Origin of the sequence: Clostridium sp. (assembly GCF_036569345.1) — a bacterium.
Taxonomy (GTDB): Bacteria; Bacillota; Clostridia; order Clostridiales; family Clostridiaceae; genus Clostridium_AD.
The window spans coordinates 22,700-40,609 of the sequence record NZ_DATCQT010000209.1 but is presented as its reverse complement, the minus strand read 5'-3'; the positions used below and the strand labels follow the sequence as shown (position 1 = coordinate 40,609).

Below are 17,910 nucleotides of genomic sequence, written 5' to 3'. Positions count from 1 at the left end.
ATGGCTGCTTCAATAAAAGATGTTGCAAGAGAAGCTGGAGTCTCAATTGCCACAGTATCTAGAGTTTTAAATGATATTGATGTGGTAAATGAAGACACTAAGAAAAAGGTAAAAGACGCAATAAAAAAATTATCATATAGGCCGAACATTGTTGCAAGAAGTTTAAAAACACAGAAATCTAGCACGATAGGAATAATTATACCGGATATATCAAATCAATTTTATCCTGAAATCGTTAGAGGATGTGAGGATGTAGCTAATATTTATAATTATAATATTATGCTTTGCAATGCAGATTTAGATGTGGAAAAAGAAATGGAATCTTTAAGAATACTTAAAGAGAAAATGATAGATGGAGTTATTTATATGAGCAACTCCATAGAAAATAATGTTATAAGTTTAATAAAAGAACTGGAAATGCCAGTTGTACTTGTAGAAACTTCAGATCCAGAGGGTACATTTCCTAGCGTTACCATTGATAATGTAATGGCAGCCTCGGATGCAGTTAAATATTTAATAAACAAGGGCAATAAAAAAATTGCATACGTAGGACCATCTATAGAAAAAGTTAATGCATTATCTCAAAGGTACACAGGATATTGCAAAGGACTTGAGGAAATGGGAATAACTTTAGATAAAGAACTGGTTTATCTTGGTGGAGTTAAGTCTAGAGATGGATACATAGGAATTAATGCTATATTAGATAAAGGTGGAAAAATGGATGCGGTATTCTGCGCAAGTGATGAGATTGCTATGTGCGTAATAAATGCATTAAGAGATAGATCCATTAGGGTTCCAGAGGATATAGATGTTATGGGGTTTAATGATATTTATTCCGCTTCAGTATTTTATCCTAAATTGACTACAGTAGCACAACCAATGTATGACATGGGTTCTGTAAGTATGAGAATGCTTATAAAATCTATAAATAATTTAGAAGTTACTGAAAAACATTTTGTATTACCTTATAGAATAGTTGAGAGAAATTCCTGTAAATAAATAAAAGTCTTATTAAAACCGATAAGTTTTAATAAGACTTTTTACATTTTTTATTTGTAAATAATATAAAAACAGTCAATTTTATAAATATCTAATTTACAAGTTGGAGGTAATAGAGCTTTGGATATTAATAGTAAAGTAGAAAAAGTATTCTCATATTTATTAAGTATTAAAAATATGAATCAAAAAACTATAAGAAATATTAATGAATATGAAAAAGTTTATTGGCAAAAGGAACTCCAAGATATTAGTGGATGCACTTTTAATCTTGATGAAAATAAGGATTATTGGCTAGCTATCGATGAGAGAGCAGAGAAATTATATAGTCAGTTTCAAAAAACATATCTCCAATTAGAAAAAAACAGTGAAGATTTAGAGATGATTTGGTCAAATGGACTATTAACTTGGCAAATGGAAGAAAAAGAAATAGTACATCCTATTTTTACAACCAAGATGGAAATAAAATTTGACGTTAAGGAAAAAAGTTTTAAATTAAAACCATATAATAATCAAACTAATGTGGAACTAGAATTTTTAAATGAATATGCTCTAGTAAACGTAGACAGTTTACTAAACATTAGGAATAAAGCTAAAGATATGGCTCTGGATGTAAGAAATATAGAAATGGCTTCAAATATTTTTAAGGAAATAGCACTGCTTTTAAAAGCTCATATGGAAGGCTTTTACATTAAAGATCTAAGTTGCGAGACAGATATTACGGTTCGTAGTAACATACAATTTTACAACTCACCTTGTATCATCCTTAGAAAGGTGGATACAAGACTTTGGAATATGGAATTAAATGAAGTACTCCAACAAATAAGGAATGGATTTCCAATACCCAAAACTATAGAGGTTTTGGTTTCTGAGGAAGAAGTAGTGCAAGATATTGAAGAGCTTAAAGAATGGGTTGAGGTAGGAGAAGATGTATTATTTCCATTGCCTGCAAATGAGGAGCAGATGGAAATAACTAAACGACTTGCAGAAAACTATGGCATCGTTGTACAGGGACCACCAGGCACTGGGAAAAGCCACTCTATAGCTAATTTAGTATGTCATCTTTTGGCCCATGGTAAAAGGGTGCTCGTGACTAGCCAAACAGACAGAGCACTCAGAGTTTTGTCTAACAAAATACCAGAAGAGGTTAGGGCATTATGTATCAGTATATTAGGAAATGACACAAAAGCATTAGAAGAATTGGACGAGTCTGTAAGAAAAATAACAGAAAATTTATCCATGGACACTAAAGAATTACGTAAAGAAATAAAACTTTTAAAATATAAACAAAGTAATTGCCTGGAGATGCAGAAATGTTTATATAAAGAGTTGAAATGTATTGAAATTAGAGAAAATGAGAAGATAGAATATGAAGGAAAAGAATATACCTTAATGTTTATGGCTAAGTGGGTTAAAGATAATGAAAATAATTATGATTGGCTAGTAGATAAGATTAATTTTAATAAGGAAAATCCTCTATCTAATGAAGAATTTATAAAGCTAGTTACATTATCAAAAATAATTACAAAAGAGCAAATTGAGGAAATAGATAACATAGATAAATACATTGCGGTATTGCCTGATAAAGATGATTTATGTAATAAAATATCAGAACTATTAAAATTAGAGCAGCAGCAATATGCTTATGAAAATAATATAAAAGACTTAAATAATGTTGATTCTATAGATTATGGAAATAGAAGATTACTAAAACTTGTAGATAATGCTATAGAAAGTCTAGAAGGCTTTGAAAACAACTGGCTAGGCAATGTTTTGACTCATTATTATTCTAGTAATGAGGCTAAAGGTATGTGGCAGCAATTAGTAAATAAAAGTAATGAATATATAAAAAATATAAGTAAATTTAAGCAAGAATTAAATAATCATAATTTAGAATTGCCAAGTGGAATTGATATAAACAAATTTAAAGTTGACTTTGATATTGTAGCAAAAACAATTAGTGAAAAAGGTAAATTAGGAATCCTATTTAAGGTTCTCCATGGAAATCTTAAATACATATATGATGACTTAAAAGTAGATTATGAGTTAATCAATAACCATAAGCAAGTAATGGTTATTGATTTATATATAAAGCAACAGTTATTAGAAAGAGAACTTAAAAATATTTGGAATAATACAGTTAAAGAATATGGTGGGAATATTATAGAAGATTCAGATTTAAATTATGTAAGCGACGTGGCAAGTGGCACTTCAAGCATTGAGATAATTATAAATTGGGACAGAGACTTCAGAAATAATATAATTAATTTTTTCCTAGATAAAAATTTTACAAGTAATTTTTTGTGGCACGAAAAACAATCATATATTTATCTTAAGAATGGATTAGAGAGTTTAAAGCTTATTAATAAATATAATAAATTAAGAAATGAAATGGAAGGGATCAAAAACACCTTCAAAGGCGAGGGGTGTATACTAAAACTACGTTATGCTATAAATGAAAGAAACATTAAGGGTGTACAAGCTATATATTTGGAAATAGAAAGTTTAACTAAAATAGCTTACAAGGTGTTAGAATTAACAGAGTTAAGCAAGAAATTAGAAGCAAGTTGCCCCATTTTACTTGAAAACATTATTAATAAAAAAGGAAAAATCAAAAAGAATTTAGAAAATCTGGATTGGGAAAATTCATGGAAGTGGAAAAAATGGAATGATCTTTTATTAAAATTTGAAGAGGTCGATGTAGAAGCAATAGAAAAAAACATAACACATGAGAAAAATAAAGAAAAAATAATTATAAGAGAACTTGTTTCTAAAAAAAGCTGGTTTAATCAAATTGAGCGAACTACTGAGGTCCAGAAAAGAAGTTTATTTACTTGGATGGAAGCCATAAAGAGGATAGGGAAAGGCACAGGAACTCAGGCAGCAAAGTATAGAAAAATTGCTCAAAAAGAGATGGACAATTGCAAGGATGTAATTCCAGTATGGATTATGCCGATAAACAGAGTTATGGAAAATTTAAAGCTAACAGATAATTTATTCGATGTGGTAATTGTTGATGAGAGCAGTCAAAGTGACATATCAGCTATAACTGTTTTAATGAGGGCTAAGAAGGCAATTATTGTAGGGGATGAAAAGCAAATAAGTCCTGAAGCCATTGGAAAAGATAATAATATTGTAGAAACCTTAATAGATACGTATTTACAGGACATTCCACATGCGTTATGGTTTGATTTAAAAACTAGTTTATACAATACAGCATTAAGAGTATTTCCAGCAAGAATATTATTAAAGGAACATTTTAGATGCGCTCCTGAGATAATTGGATTTAGTAATGAATTGTGTTATTCTAATGAAATAATACCTTTAAGAAGAATAGATAGTAAAGAAAGGGTTGGGCCATCTATAGTAACTTTTAGGGTCATCGACGGATTTAAGGATGAAACTAAGTCTCTAAATATAAAAGAGGCAGAAAGCATTGTAGAGAAGATATTAGGGTGTTGTAGTGACGAGAGGTATAATGGGATGACTATGGGAGTTATATCACTACTAGGGGACATTCAAGCTGAATTAATACTAAGCATGTTGATAGATAAACTTGGCATGGCGGAAATACTTAAAAGAAGGCTTATATGTGGGGATGCATACTCCTTTCAAGGAGATGAGAGGGATATAATGTTCCTATCTATGGTTATTGCAAGTAATACTAAATTTTCGACTTTAACTAAAGGGTCAGATATAAGAAGATTTAACGTGGCTGCCAGCCGTGCTAAGAATCAAATGTGGTTATTTCATTCAGTTGATTTAGAGGATCTTAGCAATAAATGTGTTAGATACTCTCTCTTAAAATATTGTCTTGAGCAGAATGAACCTAAGGAAGAAATTGCATCTTCTGAATATTTATTATTAAATGATTTTGAGGAGCACGTAGAAAAGTGTTTAAAAGATTGCGGCTACAAGGTTACGCCAAAGGTTAAAGTAGGAAAATACACCATAGATTTCGTTGTAGAATCGAATTCCTCATTATCAGGTAGTTGTATGAATTATAAAAAAATAGCAATTAAATGTATTGGCACCTCAGAAGGCGAGATTTATAATTGGCAAAAGAAGTATGAGATGCAGATGTGCCTTGAAAGAGTTGGTTGGGAGTTTTATAAAATTCGTGCAAGTGAATTTTATAGAAACCCTAATATAATTATGGAGAGATTAACACAAAAATTAAATAAATTTTAGATATAAATAGAATATATCTTAATGTATAAAAAAAAAATTTTATGAAGGTTATTGTTATGATAATTATTAAATAACTATCATAATAATATAACAGCAATGTAATTTTTCTAAATAAGAAGGTGAGAGGAATGACTAGCGAAGTGGAATGCACAATATGGATGATATGGAGAAATGACCAAGATGAATCTTTTAAAGTAGGTGAATTAAGTAGACGATCTGGAAAATACTATTTTAATTATGATATTGATGGTGTCAAACGGGCGCAGGAATATGGATTCTCTCCATTGCCATATTTCCCTAAATTAGATGCAGAATATTTTAGAGAGGAACTGTTTCGAACATTTTCAAAGCGTTTACCAGGACGTGGGAAAAAGGGTATGACCTCTGTATTAAAGGAATATAAACTTAGGAAATATGATGACTTAGAATTATTGAAAAGAAGCGGAGGTAAAATGTCAACAGACAGCATAGAATTTGTTGCGTCCATTGAGGAAGAATATATTGTTGTGGAAGAAGAATGAAAACTTCTAAATAAAAAGTGCGTAATATGAAAAATATTTTTTTCATATTACACACTTTTTAATTTACTATAAAAGCAATATTATAAATTATGCTCACAACATAGACTTATGTTTCATAAAATGAAATGAGTAATAATTTGGGGTGGTATTTTGTTATATGTACTAATTTTAGCAGGTGGAAAAGGAACAAGACTTTACCCTCTATCTCGGGCACAAAACCCAAAGCAGTTTTTGAATATTATTAATAATAAGAGCTTTTTAAGAAGCACTGTGGATAGAATAAAATGTTTAGTTAGCAATGAAAATATTTATGTAGTTACTAATGAAGAGTATTTTGAAAAAATTTGTGATGAACTTCCAGAAATCAATAAAGCTAATATATATGTAGAGCCTAGTAATAAAGAGACCGCCTTATTAACTTTATAGGTCATTTTTAGCGTAAAAATAGCCCCCTATGCGTACATAGGGGGCCTTGTAACATGAGTAATGTTTTACTCTGCTGCTGAAGCTGCTGCTACAACATCAACTGTTCCTGTTACTTTGCTTGTAGCATCTAGTGGAGTAGCCATAAATGCATCCTTAAGTGCTTGAGTAGCGAAATGCACATTTCCTGTAATTGTGGCATCGATTAAACCAAAGTTTACAGCTGAAACATTAACATCACCTATAAAAGTTCCGTGTTGAATACTAGTACTTGGGCTATTAACTGATAATGATGGAGCTTTTAAAGTAAATCTATTAGTTACAGTATTTACACCATCCTGTTTAGCTTGAGTGTAAAGAGCTATTTTACGTGAAACAACAGGTGGAGTTTTTGTATTTGAAAAGTTTCCGTCTACAACTAAAGCCTTTGTTGTAGTTATATTATTCAATATAGCAGTAATCCAATTACCACTTGCACTTAATGCTGTTACTAACGCAGTATCAGTTTTTACTATTGAAGCTGTTGTTACAGCATCTACTACTTCTACAGCCTGTGTTCCAGTTACAGAACTTGTAGCTCCAGATAATCCTGTTGCAGTTGTATCTATTTTGAATGTATCTTTAGATCCTTGAGTACCAAAAATTACTTTTCCGTCAATTTTAGTGCCCTTAAGTATAGTGAAGTTTGTTGCATTAACGTGAACATCTCCTGTAACATGAACATCTGATAACTTGAAGTTAGTTGTATTAACAACAAGGTCACCTTTGATAGTTCCGTTACTAATGCTACAATCTGGGCTATTAACTGTTAATTTTGGTGTTGTTATAGTAAATCTAGCAGTCTCAACATTAACACCAGCTGCATTTAGTTGTCTAGTGTAAAGAACTATTTTACGTTGTGAAACTGGAGGAGTTGCTTTATTTAAGAAAGGTCCATCTATAACAAGCTCAGTTGGACTAACTATATCTTTGTTAAGACCAACAATCCAATTACCGCCTGTAGCTTGAGTGCCTATTTCTGTTGCAAAATCAGCAGCATTATCTACTATTGAAGCAGCCGCTACAACATCAGGTGCTGTTCCTACTATTTGTTGTCCTGTTATAGAACTTGTAGCATCCATTGTAAATGAATCTTTGATAGCTTGAGTAGCAAAATATACATCTCCTTCAATTCTAGCATCTACTAAGCTGAAGCCTGTAGCTGCTACATTAAGGGTACCCTTAAAGATTCCTTTTGAAATGTTAGATTTTATACTCTTAATAGTTAATTTTGGAGCTGTTAGAGTAAATCTAGCAGTTGTATAGTTATCACCATCATGGAAGTAAAGAGCTATCTTACGTCCTGCTGCAGCTGGTACAGGTGGAACAGATGTGTCAACCTTTCTAACGTCACCATCTAAGACAAGTTCATGATTAACTACCATATCTCTTTGTGCAGCAATGATCCATGTACCTGTTGGGCTTATTGCTTTTTCGAAAGCAACTGGATCATTTACTCTTGAAGCAGATGTTACTGAATCTACTGCTGTTGTTGCTTTATATCCTTGAGTTCCTGTTACAGTACTTCCAGCTTCCATTGTGAATGTTTTTTGTGCTTCTATATTATCAAAATATACATTTCCTTGTATTTTAGCATTTTTTGATAAAGCAAATTCAGTTGAATGAACATAAACATTTCCTACAATAACATTATCTATTAATTTGAAGTTACGAGAGTTAACGTAAACATCACCCTTAAAAGTTCCATGTTCTACACTAGCATTAGGACTCTTAATTGTTAATGATGGAGCTGTTAATGTATATCTAGCAGTTACTACATGAGCAGCGTCTTGAGCATAAAGAGCTAATTTACGTTGAACAAGAGGAACAGCTGTTACAGCATCTGCTTTGCCATTTAAAAATTTGGCATCTAAAACAAGATCTTTAGTAGATGTTATATTATTCAAAATAGCAACAATCCATGTGCCGCCTGTTGCTGGAGCACTTATTGCTGTTTCTAGTTTAGCTGCGGTATTTACTATTGAAGCAGTTGTTACAACATCAGTTGGTGGTGCATCTACAATTTGTGAACCTGATACTGAACTTGTAGCATCCATTTTGAATGTATCTTTAATTGCTTGAGTTGTGAAATGTATATTTCCGACAACTTTAGCGCCTTTCAATTGGAAGTTTGGTACTGTTACGTAAATATCACCCTTGAAAGTTCCGTTTGAGATATTAGCATTTGCACTCTTAATAGTTAATTTTGGAGCTGTTAAAGTGTATCTAGCAGAAACAACACCATTAGTTTGAGCATAAAGAGCTATTTCACGTTTTACAACTCCAGCTTCATTTAAATCGCCATCTAAAACAAGAGCATCAGTAGTAGTTAAATCTTTTACAGTAGCTGCTATCCATTTACCTGATGGGCTAATTGCTGTTTTAAAAGCAGCTATATTATCTACTATTGAAGCTGTTGTTGTAACATCAGTTGGTGGTGTTGTTACTGGTGGAGTAACTACTGGTGGTTTAACTACTGCATTTAATTTTGCATAAGTAGTTGCGCCAACTATTCCATTAGCCACAAGATTATGAAGAGCTTGATAGTTCTTAACTGCAGCAACAGTTAGATTGCCAAAGATACCATCTGGAACAAGTTTGTAACCTTTTGTATTAAGTTTAGTTTGTAGAGCTTTAACAGCAGTACCCCTAGAACCTAATTTAAGTACAGGTGCTACTGCAACTGTTGCTTTTACTGGAAATAATTTTGCAAGAGTAGCCGGTCCAGCTATTCCATCAACTGCAAGAGCATGAAGACCTTGATAGTTTGCAACTGCAATTTTAGTTAAATTTCCAAACGTACCATCAACAACAAGTTTGTACCCTACTGTATTAAGTTTAGTTTGTAGAGATTTAACTTTAACACCGGTAGAACCTAATGCAAATGAAGTTACTTTTGCAACTACAGGTGGAGTTAATTTTAAGAAAGTAGCTGGTCCAGCTATTCCGTCAACTGCAAGACCATGAAGAGCTTGATAGTTTCTAACTGCTTCTACAGTTAAACTTCCAAATATACCATCAGTATGAAGCTTATACCCTACGGTATTAAGTTTAGTTTGTAAAAGTGTAACAGCACTACCTCTAGATCCAGATTGGAGTGTACCGCTTAGAGTTGTTGCTGTTGATGAACTTGATGATCCTGAACTATATGATCCTGATGAACTTGATGAACTTGATGAACTTGATGATCCTGATGAACTTGGAGTAGGTGTTGGAGTAGGTGCTGGTGCTGGTGTTGCAACTGTAGCTGCTGAAACAGTATCTACACCTAATGATCCTAAAGTCGAGCTAGTTACTGAAGTGGAAAGTGCAAATATCGCTACTAATGCACAAGTAAATGGCTTTAATATTTTATTCAAGTTAATCCCCCCTATGTTTATGTTAGATAGATAACATTTTCACAAAATAAAACGTTTACTGACTAAAGTAATAATATAACAAATTTGTTTGTTAATTATCAAACTAGCATATTAAGTTATTATTTGTAAAATGTTTATATTGAAATTATAGCAATAAAGTATATAAAAGTAAATATTCGATTAAGCATAGAAGCAATATTGTTCATATTGTTTATGATTAAATTAACAATACTGTGAAATAAATGTCGAATTGAGAGATAATCAAAAAGGAATCATTAAAATACTAGCAAAAGCATTATAACCTTTAATAAACATGACTATTATTTTTATAGCATATATTAGAGTGAAGTACTTAGTGGAGGGTTTGTGGTGACAAAAATTACTTTAAAAATAAATAAGCATTACGGGAATAACAATTTAAAAACTATAATGGAGAGGTTAGTATTAATGAAGATTTCAAACTCCAAACCTAGCGAAGAGAAGGATAATAAAATATATTACAAAATAGACATTAATTCAACAGTAATTAATAATGAGGAAAGTAAGGTATGAATTGTTTAAGAAAAACATGGAATGTAGCATTGTATGCAAGAGTTTCAACAGATAAGAAGGAGCAGCAAGAGTCAATGCCTGCACAGGTACAAAGTTTAAAAAAATGGTTACTTGAAAAAAGTGAAGCAGATAAAGAGTCTATATATAATCTTATAGAGGTATATGAAGATGCGGGATTTTCTGGCTCTAATTTTGAAAGAAAAAGTTTTATCAAAATGAAGGAAGATATTGATAAAGGCATAATAAACATGATTGTTACTCGTGATCTTTCAAGATTCTCCAGAAATTATATAACAGCAGGATATTATTTAGAAGAGTATTTTAAAGTAAATGGAGTTCGTTTTATATCAGTCTTTGATAATGTAGACACATTAGAGGAAATAAATGATATCATACCTTTTAAGAACATACTAAATGAAATGTACATTAAAGACTGTTCAAGAAGATCCAGGGATGGATTAAAGCAAAGAATGATAAGAGGGTCATCAATTGCAAGTAAACCACCTTATGGATATAGATTTGAAGAAGAGTATGAGGGTAATGTAAAAACAATAAGGTTAGTAGCTACAGATGATGAAACAACTGAGATTGTGAAAGAAATATTTAAGTTGTACATTAAAGGATACGGGTTTGGAAAAATAGCAACACATTTAAATTTAAAAGGAATAGAACCACCTTCAGCAAAATTAAATAATTTCGCTTTTTCTAAATTTGGGTTATGGACTAATAATACAATTAAATCAATTTTAAATAATCCCAAATATGGTGGCGTTATGGTTCAAGGAAGATGGAAAAAAGTTAGCTATAAAATAAAAAAAGTAAAAAAAACTTTAAAAGATGAATGGATATATGGAGGAGAATTTAAAGGTATAGTATCAAAAAAAACATTTGATGAAGTGCAAAACCTTATAATTAAGAGGGCTAAAAGTTACAGATACAAAGATCAAAATATATATATTTTCTCATCAGTATTAAAATGTAGCGAATGTGGAGGAAGTATGTCATTTAGAAAAAGTTACAAAGGATATAAATGTACTAACAGTCAAATGGGTGGAGGAAGGTGCACATCACACTCGCTTAAGGAGGAAGAATTGAAGAAAATTATAATTACGGATTTATCGAATTGCGCTATAACAAAATTTAACACCTTAGATATTTATAATAAAATAGATAAGTCTGTTAATAAAAAAGGAAACAAAGATAATAAATTAATAAACATAGAAAGAGAATTAAGAAAGCTGGATAGACAATTTGAAGGGTTATATTTAGATAAGTTCAATAAAAAAGTAAGTGAAAGAAATTTTGAAGTCATTTCTAGCACTATTGAAACAAAACAACAGGAGTTAATTAGCCGAAAAAATGAAATCCCTTCATATAACGAGATGGATGAGAATTATAATGATAAGGATAAATTCTATAAAAGTGAAATTGATAAAATTTTGAGCTTTCAAAACTTAGATAGAAATATGGTAGAAAATTTGATAGAAAAAATCATTATTTCAGAAGATAAAGAAAGTAAAGAAAAGAGTATTGATATATTTTATAAATTCCATATTTAAGTTCCAAAGGCGATTATTTAATGAGGTAGCATTTGTTTAAGAACCAATGAGGTTAATAAAGGGACTGCTACATGTATTGGTCTATCTGCTGCCAAACTATTAAAGCAAGACAAGGAAGCAACTATGATAGTATTACCTTCTGATCATTATATAGAGAATGAAAAGGAGTTTAAAGAAACTGTGCTGCAAGGGGTTGAAATTGCAAATAAGAAAAGAGGGCTAGTAACCATTGGGGTACAGCCCACAAGACCAGAAACCGGTTATGGTTATATAGAAATGGGGGATAGGGTGTACGGCGATATGCCAACATTCAGGGTAGAACGATTTTTAGAAAAACCTAACACTGAAGTAGCCAAAGATTTGCTTTTAAAAGGAAACTTCCTTTGGAATAGTGGAATGTTTGTATGGAGAGCAGATGTTCTCTTCACAAAACTGTGACGCAGAAGTGCCAATATTGGGAGTAGATTTAGACGGTGTCATAAGTCATCTACTCCCCAAAATTTTATTGTCACTTTTCCACTATCTCCATCTACAAATACCCTCTCTAGAATGGATGAAAGCAGCAATCTTTTCTCTTTTACTGTAGCAATATCGGTAGCCATAGAAAAATTCCTAATTAGCTTCATAAAAGCATCACAGCTGTGAATAGTGGTTGATTGCGATTCTGTCTCTTCCTTAAGATTTAGTAGCCTTTTATCAAAGACTTTGTTATTCTCTTTGAGAGAACTAATACGCTCAAAAAGCAACTCTACCATTTCCTTTTCTGTTGTCATAGAGACATTGTGTAATAGGTTTTCTAGCATAGCGTTATTTTGTTTAATACCGTGCAATATATTTTTAAACTCTGTATTTTCTGTAGAATTTTCAAGTTCTGCTTTATATTTTTGCAATTCATTTATTAGGGTACCTTTATCAACAGACATATCTCTTAGTTTATTAATAATCATAGTATCAAGGTCAATACCGTTAACATTTCTGTTATTACAACGGGTTTTACCTGAATCATTTTTAAGGCTGCAAACATAGTAGAATTTTTTAATATTACTATCTGCATACTGTTTGCCATACGCCACACGCATATAACTTCCACACTTAGAACATCGTATTAAGCCACTTAAAAGCGCAACTGAACTGCTTCCCAGTGCAGGGGCTTTATCTTTATTTATGCTTATTTGTTTTTGGACCCTAAGCCAATTATTAGAATCTATTATCCCTTCATGTGAAGATATGGCATATATCCATTCTTTTGGGTCTTTGTTTTTTCCAGATTTGCCACTACGCTTACTATATATAAGAATTCCATGTACATTATCCACTTTGCCAAATACATTAATATCTTGTGCTTTATAATAGTTTAATACATTCTCATCAACTCTTACATATACAGGATTTGTTAAAATACTTCTTAAACCGTTTCTAGACCAATCTTTACCGTTTTTTGTTTTTATATAATTTGAAAGCATGTATTTTTGAACTTTGCTTAGGCTTTTCAATTCTAAATACTTAGTAAATGCAAGATTTACTAATTCAATTTCATCTTCTATGGGTTTTAAAACACAGTACGTTTTTTCTTTACCATTGGTATCTAAGTAAGTTAACCTCTCACTTTCAAAACCAGTTGCTACCTCACCGCCTAACCAATTACCATTTTCGGCTAAAGCGTACATGTTATCTCTAATTCTTATGGAGATAGTCTCACGTTCTAATTGTCCGAATACAGAACAAATGTACATCATAGCTCTTCCCATAGCGGTTGAAGTATCAAATTGTTCATTAACAGATACAAAAGAGATATTGAGCTTTTCAAGTTCTTTTGCAAGGTTACTAAAATCGGCAACGCTTCTTGAAATTCTATCAAGCTTATAACAAATGAGAACATTAAATTTCTTTTGCTTAGCATCTTCGTACATTTTTGAGAAACCAGGTCTATCCATATTTTTGCCTGAGAAGCCCTCATCCTGATATATTTGAAATTCCGTTATATTTAAGGTTTCTAGGTAGCGCTTACATAAATTAGTTTGATTTGTAATAGAATCACCAGTATCGGTGAACTTACTTTTTCGAGCATATATAGCTGCAACTGTCAAAACACTACCCCTCCTGTATTTATTTTCTGGACACAATAATTTTAAATTATTATGCCTTCTTTTTACGTTAGCTCTTCTTTAACTGTTTTGATTAAATCATTTGTAAACTCAGAATTTTGTGGAAATTTATCTTTCAGAAATTCAAAGAGCGCTTTTGTATATTGCTTTTTAAGAAGTGTAATATCCTTAGGCATTTTTAACTCTAATGTAAGTTCTATTTTACTATATTGATTAGGCATTTAATCTCTCCAAGATAAATATTGCTATGTTAAAGTATATTCATCTTGAGGGTAAAAAATTAGTACAAGTTATTTTAATATTATTTCTATATTTTTAGCGTCTTCTGAAAGCACTATTTTATCTATTAGGTCGTATAACAAAAGACATAGACTTCTTCTATATAATTCTTTATCTATAATGTTATTTTCTATAGTAGCTAGTAGGTTTTTCTTTTGTAGAATAAATTCTTTTATGGTATCTTTACTCAAGATAGTTGCAGTAACTTTACTATTTAGTTCTTGTTTCTTATCTTCTATTATATTTCCATTAATAACAAGATAGGAGTGTAATTCTTTTAAAGAGTCTATAAAATCTGAGTTAGTATTATTTAAATCTTCGCCGCTACGATTTAATTCGTCTTCCAGCATATTTATTTCAGATTTACAATCTACTAAATAATTATTATTTTTATTGATTTGTAATTGAAGTTCGGCAATAGCCTTTTGATATATACTTTTTTTAGAGTTGAAATTCAAGTTATACTTTTCATAAAATGAATTGAATTTAGCATCATTACTAAGAATGTAAGTTAGATGTTCTCCAAGCTTTTCGATAACAATAGTCTCTATTGATTCGGAATTTATACAGGTTTCCCATTTGTTTTTTTCCTTTATGCAGTAATAAACTCTCTTTTTGTTGACACCATTATTTTTAGCCATCATTACTTTTCCACATATTCCACATACAAGGTATCCATTTAAAAGAAATGGCGAGGAGAAGAGTTTAGGATGCTTTTTTTGTATAGCTTTAATATTTTTAACCTGCTCCCATAACTCATCTTTAATAATTATATTTTCCTTGTATATATCTGAAGTAATAAATTGGGTTTCCTTGCGTTTAGTAGGACATCGAACTCCACCTTTTTTATTCCACTCCATTATACCAGTGTAATCTTTGTTTTTTACTATAGATATGATGGAGTTCTTAGTCCACTTTCTATCTTTATTATTTGGGTAGTTGCTTTTAATATATTCAGCTATTTTAGTGGGAGAAAGCCCTTTTAGATATAAATCAAATATTTTTATTACAACTCTAGCTTCAGGATAGCAGATTTTAAGAACACTTTTTCTGCTGCCAGGTTGTATATGGCTTAACTTATATCCGTATGGAGGTGGACCACCAGCCCAAAAACCTTTTCTTATATTGTATTCATTACCTAGTCTGGTTCTTGAACCTATTATATTAGATTCAAGAGCAGATAGATTATTTAACAAATTTTCAAAGAATGTGTTCATCTTTTTGCTTTCTGTATCGACATTTTCACCAGGTTTACAGTAAATCACATTTATACTTAGTTTATTAAAGATGAATTTCAAAAGTAGAGATTCTTGAACGTTTCTGGTAAGTCTATCATGATTAAATACCATAACTGTATTAAATTTATTTAGTTTTGCATCATTAATTAATTCATTTAATCCTCTTCTTGTAAATGGTTTATCATCATCTATACTTGAGCCTTTCGGCATTCTTGAGGCTGAATATTTGTCCTCATAGATATACTTTTTAGTATCAATGATTTTATGGTCTTCAATATACCTATCAATTGTCTTCATTTGAGTTTCTTTTGAGGTGTTTTTATCTTGTTTGTCAGTGGATACTCGTAGATATATCGCTATGTTTTTTATCTTTTGATTTTTTACCTTTTGATTTTTTATCTTTTGGTTTTTTATATTCGAATTCGTAGTTAATTTTGAACCTACATTTAATGTTGTTTTTTCGCTCAAAAGTACTCACCTTTATTTCCTTAATTAATTTATTGAAAATCGGGTTAAAAATATCCTGATTAGATTCAATATAAGCAATAATTGATGTTTTTATTTTCAAAATATCAGAATCGGATTTTTCATTTTTAAAACTTGAATTATTGTAACATTCAATAACTTGTTGGAGTCTATTAATGTAGCTAAGCTCGTTTGCATAGGTCGCAATTTTTTGAAGCAAAGTATTTATTTCTTTCTGATTTTCTTGGACATCTCTAATACATCTTTTATTCTTTTCCTCTAAGTAGTTTTGTAGTTGACATATTTTTATATTTCTAAGCTTTTGAAGGGCGAGTCTAAGGGCGTCAAGTTTTCCTTCGATAGTGGTACGAAAATTATTAAATCCGTTTTTGCTATTTCCAAATGCATCATCAATAATAATGTCTAGTAAAGCTTCAATTACACTGTTTTTAGCATAGGATTTACAATTACATTGAAGTAAACCATTAGTAAAACGAAGAATGGTTTTGCAGTTACTATTGCCGCATTTTAATTTGCCTTTGAATAAATAATTGGGTTCCTTTTCTTTTAAAACATCAGGCATACGTATATAGCTATAAACTTTTGCAAAGGTATCTTCATCAACAATGGAATCAACATTATTAAGTTTTATGAAAGCAGCTTTGTTTAACCTTGGAATTTTATCTTCAATGATAATGCTTTCTTCCTTTTCTTTTTTTCCTTCTTCTTCTTCTCCTTCTTCTTCATTTTCCTTAGTATTCTTTAGCATATAACCACCATATGTTGAATTTCTTAGTAAAGAGTTTATATTGCCTGGTTTGATTATGTGGGCTTTAATTCTTATAAGGTCTTTTTTAATTTCTAACAGATTAGTTTTTTTAAAGTGATTATTCAAAATTTCATTAAAATTTTTAAAAATATCCTCTTTTTCGTGAGAATTAATTAGTCTTTCTTGAGTATCATGTGCATACGGTATGAGCACTTCAGAAAGAGAGTCAACAGTTGATGTTGGCAGATTGTCTATATAGTCTTGTAGGCTTCTTTTAATATCTTCTATCGTAAATTTTTTTTTACCAAGCACATCTTTCGCTTCACAGAAGATGCGTTGTACAAAAATTGCGGCTAAAGGGTCAACTTCGTAATAGGATTTGCCTTTAGATGTTAGTTTATCATTAGCAATTTTATTGTATCCAAAGGGGCAATGACCACCTGAGCTGTAAGCACCTTCAGTTCTTCTTTGTAATCTTCCAGCGCTGGTTCTTTCCTTAATGGTATTAGGCTCTAGTTCTCCTACCATTACGATTAAGTTTTCTAGAAATTCTCCCTGTACGGAATTATCAGAAGCATACTCATTATCATCTGAAAAGATGATTTCAATTTTTAATTTTCTAAGTTGATTTTTAAGATTGACCCAGTCGTTTAAGTTCCTCGCAATTCGGTCATGCCTATAAGCCACCAGAGTTGAAAAACATCCTGATTTCGCATCTTCTAAAAGTTTGCCAAAGCCAACTCTATCAGGTGGGGAAGTGTTAAATCCTGAAACTTGGTCAACGTACACCGCATAAAGGAGTAAATTTTTATTGTTAATAACTCGTTTTCCTTCACTAATTTGTGCGGCTATAGAGTTATTCTCTACTGTTGAGGATGTTCTAGCATAAACTGCCACATAGTTTTTAGGGTCTTTTAATAATTTATTGTTGCTATTAATTGTTTTCGTCATTTTTGCTAATTTCACCTACAATATTGATATCTATCATAAAGGATATAAGGAAATTAATAAAATTATTCCAACTATCAGCACTTTCAGAATATTTTATAGTTACTTTTAATGATTCTTCATTGGTTTTCTTCATGTATTTTAATTCACCTTTCATTTTTAATATCATCGTATATAATTTGATATCATAGTCATATCAAAAAATACTTAATTTTTTATTTTTATATATAATTTATATAGGTTCTATATAAATCCTAAATAAAAGTTATATAAATAATATATAAAGTCTATATAGGATACAAATTTTTATTTTTTTGTGTCTAGCCGATGAATAATATGGCATTATTCATCGATGTTTTGTTTCTCCAATCTAAAAGTGTGTATAGTTTATTATACAAACGTTTAAAGGGAATTATTTCGTAATTGATTATTAATATAAATTATTTTATTTATATCTTAAAAACCA

At 30.8% G+C, this 17,910-nt stretch carries 11 protein-coding genes and 2 pseudogenes; 7 read left to right on the top strand and 6 right to left on the bottom strand.

Translation table 11 applies throughout. The features are described 5' to 3' along the window. The 4 genes and pseudogenes from VIM70_RS22095 to VIM70_RS22080 all read left to right on the top strand — a co-directional run. Positions 1–999 carry a LacI family DNA-binding transcriptional regulator gene (locus tag VIM70_RS22095; RefSeq protein ID WP_331947936.1) on the top strand — a complete coding sequence of 333 codons (999 nt, stop codon included), beginning with the start codon at positions 1–3 and terminating at the stop codon, positions 997–999. A 120-nt stretch (positions 1,000–1,119) separates the two neighbouring features. Then, on the top strand, positions 1,120–5,187 hold the full coding sequence (locus VIM70_RS22090; protein ID WP_331947935.1) for an AAA domain-containing protein: 4,068 nt from the start codon (positions 1,120–1,122) through the stop codon (positions 5,185–5,187). Between the two features lie 128 nt (positions 5,188–5,315). Beyond that, a complete protein-coding gene (locus VIM70_RS22085; RefSeq protein ID WP_331947934.1) occupies positions 5,316–5,708 on the top strand; it encodes a HipA N-terminal domain-containing protein in 393 nt (130 codons plus the stop codon). Positions 5,709–5,858: 150 nt separating this feature from the next. Further along, positions 5,859–6,119: pseudogene (locus VIM70_RS22080) on the top strand (sugar phosphate nucleotidyltransferase); the annotation flags it as partial. Positions 6,120–6,199: 80 nt separating this feature from the next. Here the strand turns inward: VIM70_RS22080 and VIM70_RS22075 are convergent. Continuing rightward, positions 6,200–9,529, bottom strand: a complete 3,330-nt coding sequence (locus VIM70_RS22075; RefSeq protein WP_331947933.1) for a peptidoglycan-binding protein — start codon at positions 9,527–9,529, stop codon at positions 6,200–6,202. Positions 9,530–9,898: 369 nt separating this feature from the next. Here VIM70_RS22075 and VIM70_RS22070 point away from each other — a divergent pair, with 369 nt between their 5' ends. From VIM70_RS22070 to VIM70_RS22060, 3 genes and pseudogenes are all read left to right on the top strand, one after another. After that, positions 9,899–10,081 carry a hypothetical protein gene (locus VIM70_RS22070; protein ID WP_331947932.1) on the top strand — a complete coding sequence of 61 codons (183 nt, stop codon included), beginning with the start codon at positions 9,899–9,901 and terminating at the stop codon, positions 10,079–10,081. Beyond that, entirely contained in the window at positions 10,078–11,640 is a 1,563-nt protein-coding gene (locus VIM70_RS22065; RefSeq protein WP_331947931.1) for a recombinase family protein, read from the top strand. The genes VIM70_RS22070 and VIM70_RS22065 overlap by 4 nt, the downstream gene beginning before the upstream one ends. Positions 11,641–11,682: 42 nt before the next feature. After that, positions 11,683–12,075, top strand: a pseudogene (locus tag VIM70_RS22060) (sugar phosphate nucleotidyltransferase); the annotation flags it as partial. Positions 12,076–12,116: 41 nt separating this feature from the next. Here VIM70_RS22060 and VIM70_RS22055 read toward each other — a convergent pair. From VIM70_RS22055 to VIM70_RS22035, 5 genes are all read right to left on the bottom strand, one after another. Then, positions 12,117–13,727 carry a recombinase family protein gene (locus VIM70_RS22055; protein WP_331947930.1) on the bottom strand — a complete coding sequence of 537 codons (1,611 nt, stop codon included), beginning with the start codon at positions 13,725–13,727 and terminating at the stop codon, positions 12,117–12,119. Between the two features lie 62 nt (positions 13,728–13,789). Further along, complete coding sequence (locus VIM70_RS22050) at positions 13,790–13,966, bottom strand: hypothetical protein (protein WP_331947929.1); 177 nt, start codon at positions 13,964–13,966, stop codon at positions 13,790–13,792. A 69-nt stretch (positions 13,967–14,035) separates the two neighbouring features. After that, positions 14,036–15,616 carry a recombinase family protein gene (locus VIM70_RS22045; RefSeq protein ID WP_331947986.1) on the bottom strand — a complete coding sequence of 527 codons (1,581 nt, stop codon included), beginning with the start codon at positions 15,614–15,616 and terminating at the stop codon, positions 14,036–14,038. Beyond that, positions 15,594–17,447 (bottom strand): recombinase family protein, encoded by a 1,854-nt coding sequence (locus VIM70_RS22040; RefSeq protein ID WP_331947928.1) that lies wholly within the window; start codon positions 17,445–17,447, stop codon positions 15,594–15,596. The genes VIM70_RS22045 and VIM70_RS22040 overlap by 23 nt, the downstream gene beginning before the upstream one ends. Continuing rightward, positions 17,431–17,580: a hypothetical protein gene (locus tag VIM70_RS22035; RefSeq protein ID WP_331947927.1), complete on the bottom strand. Its 150-nt coding sequence runs from the start codon at positions 17,578–17,580 to the stop codon at positions 17,431–17,433. The genes VIM70_RS22040 and VIM70_RS22035 overlap by 17 nt, the downstream gene beginning before the upstream one ends. Positions 17,581–17,910 lie beyond the last annotated feature (330 nt).

Excerpts from the sequence above, each read along its gene's own strand:
- VIM70_RS22095 (WP_331947936.1), top strand. The coding sequence starts at position 1 with ATGGCTGCTTCAATAAAAGATGTTGCAAGAGAAGCTGGAGTCTCAATT.
- VIM70_RS22085 (WP_331947934.1), top strand. The coding sequence starts at position 5,316 with ATGACTAGCGAAGTGGAATGCACAATATGGATGATATGGAGAAATGAC.
- VIM70_RS22065 (WP_331947931.1), top strand. The coding sequence starts at position 10,078 with ATGAATTGTTTAAGAAAAACATGGAATGTAGCATTGTATGCAAGAGTT.
- VIM70_RS22050 (WP_331947929.1), bottom strand. The coding sequence starts at position 13,966 with ATGCCTAATCAATATAGTAAAATAGAACTTACATTAGAGTTAAAAATG.
- VIM70_RS22040 (WP_331947928.1), bottom strand. The coding sequence starts at position 17,447 with ATGACGAAAACAATTAATAGCAACAATAAATTATTAAAAGACCCTAAA.
- VIM70_RS22035 (WP_331947927.1), bottom strand. The coding sequence starts at position 17,580 with ATGAAGAAAACCAATGAAGAATCATTAAAAGTAACTATAAAATATTCT.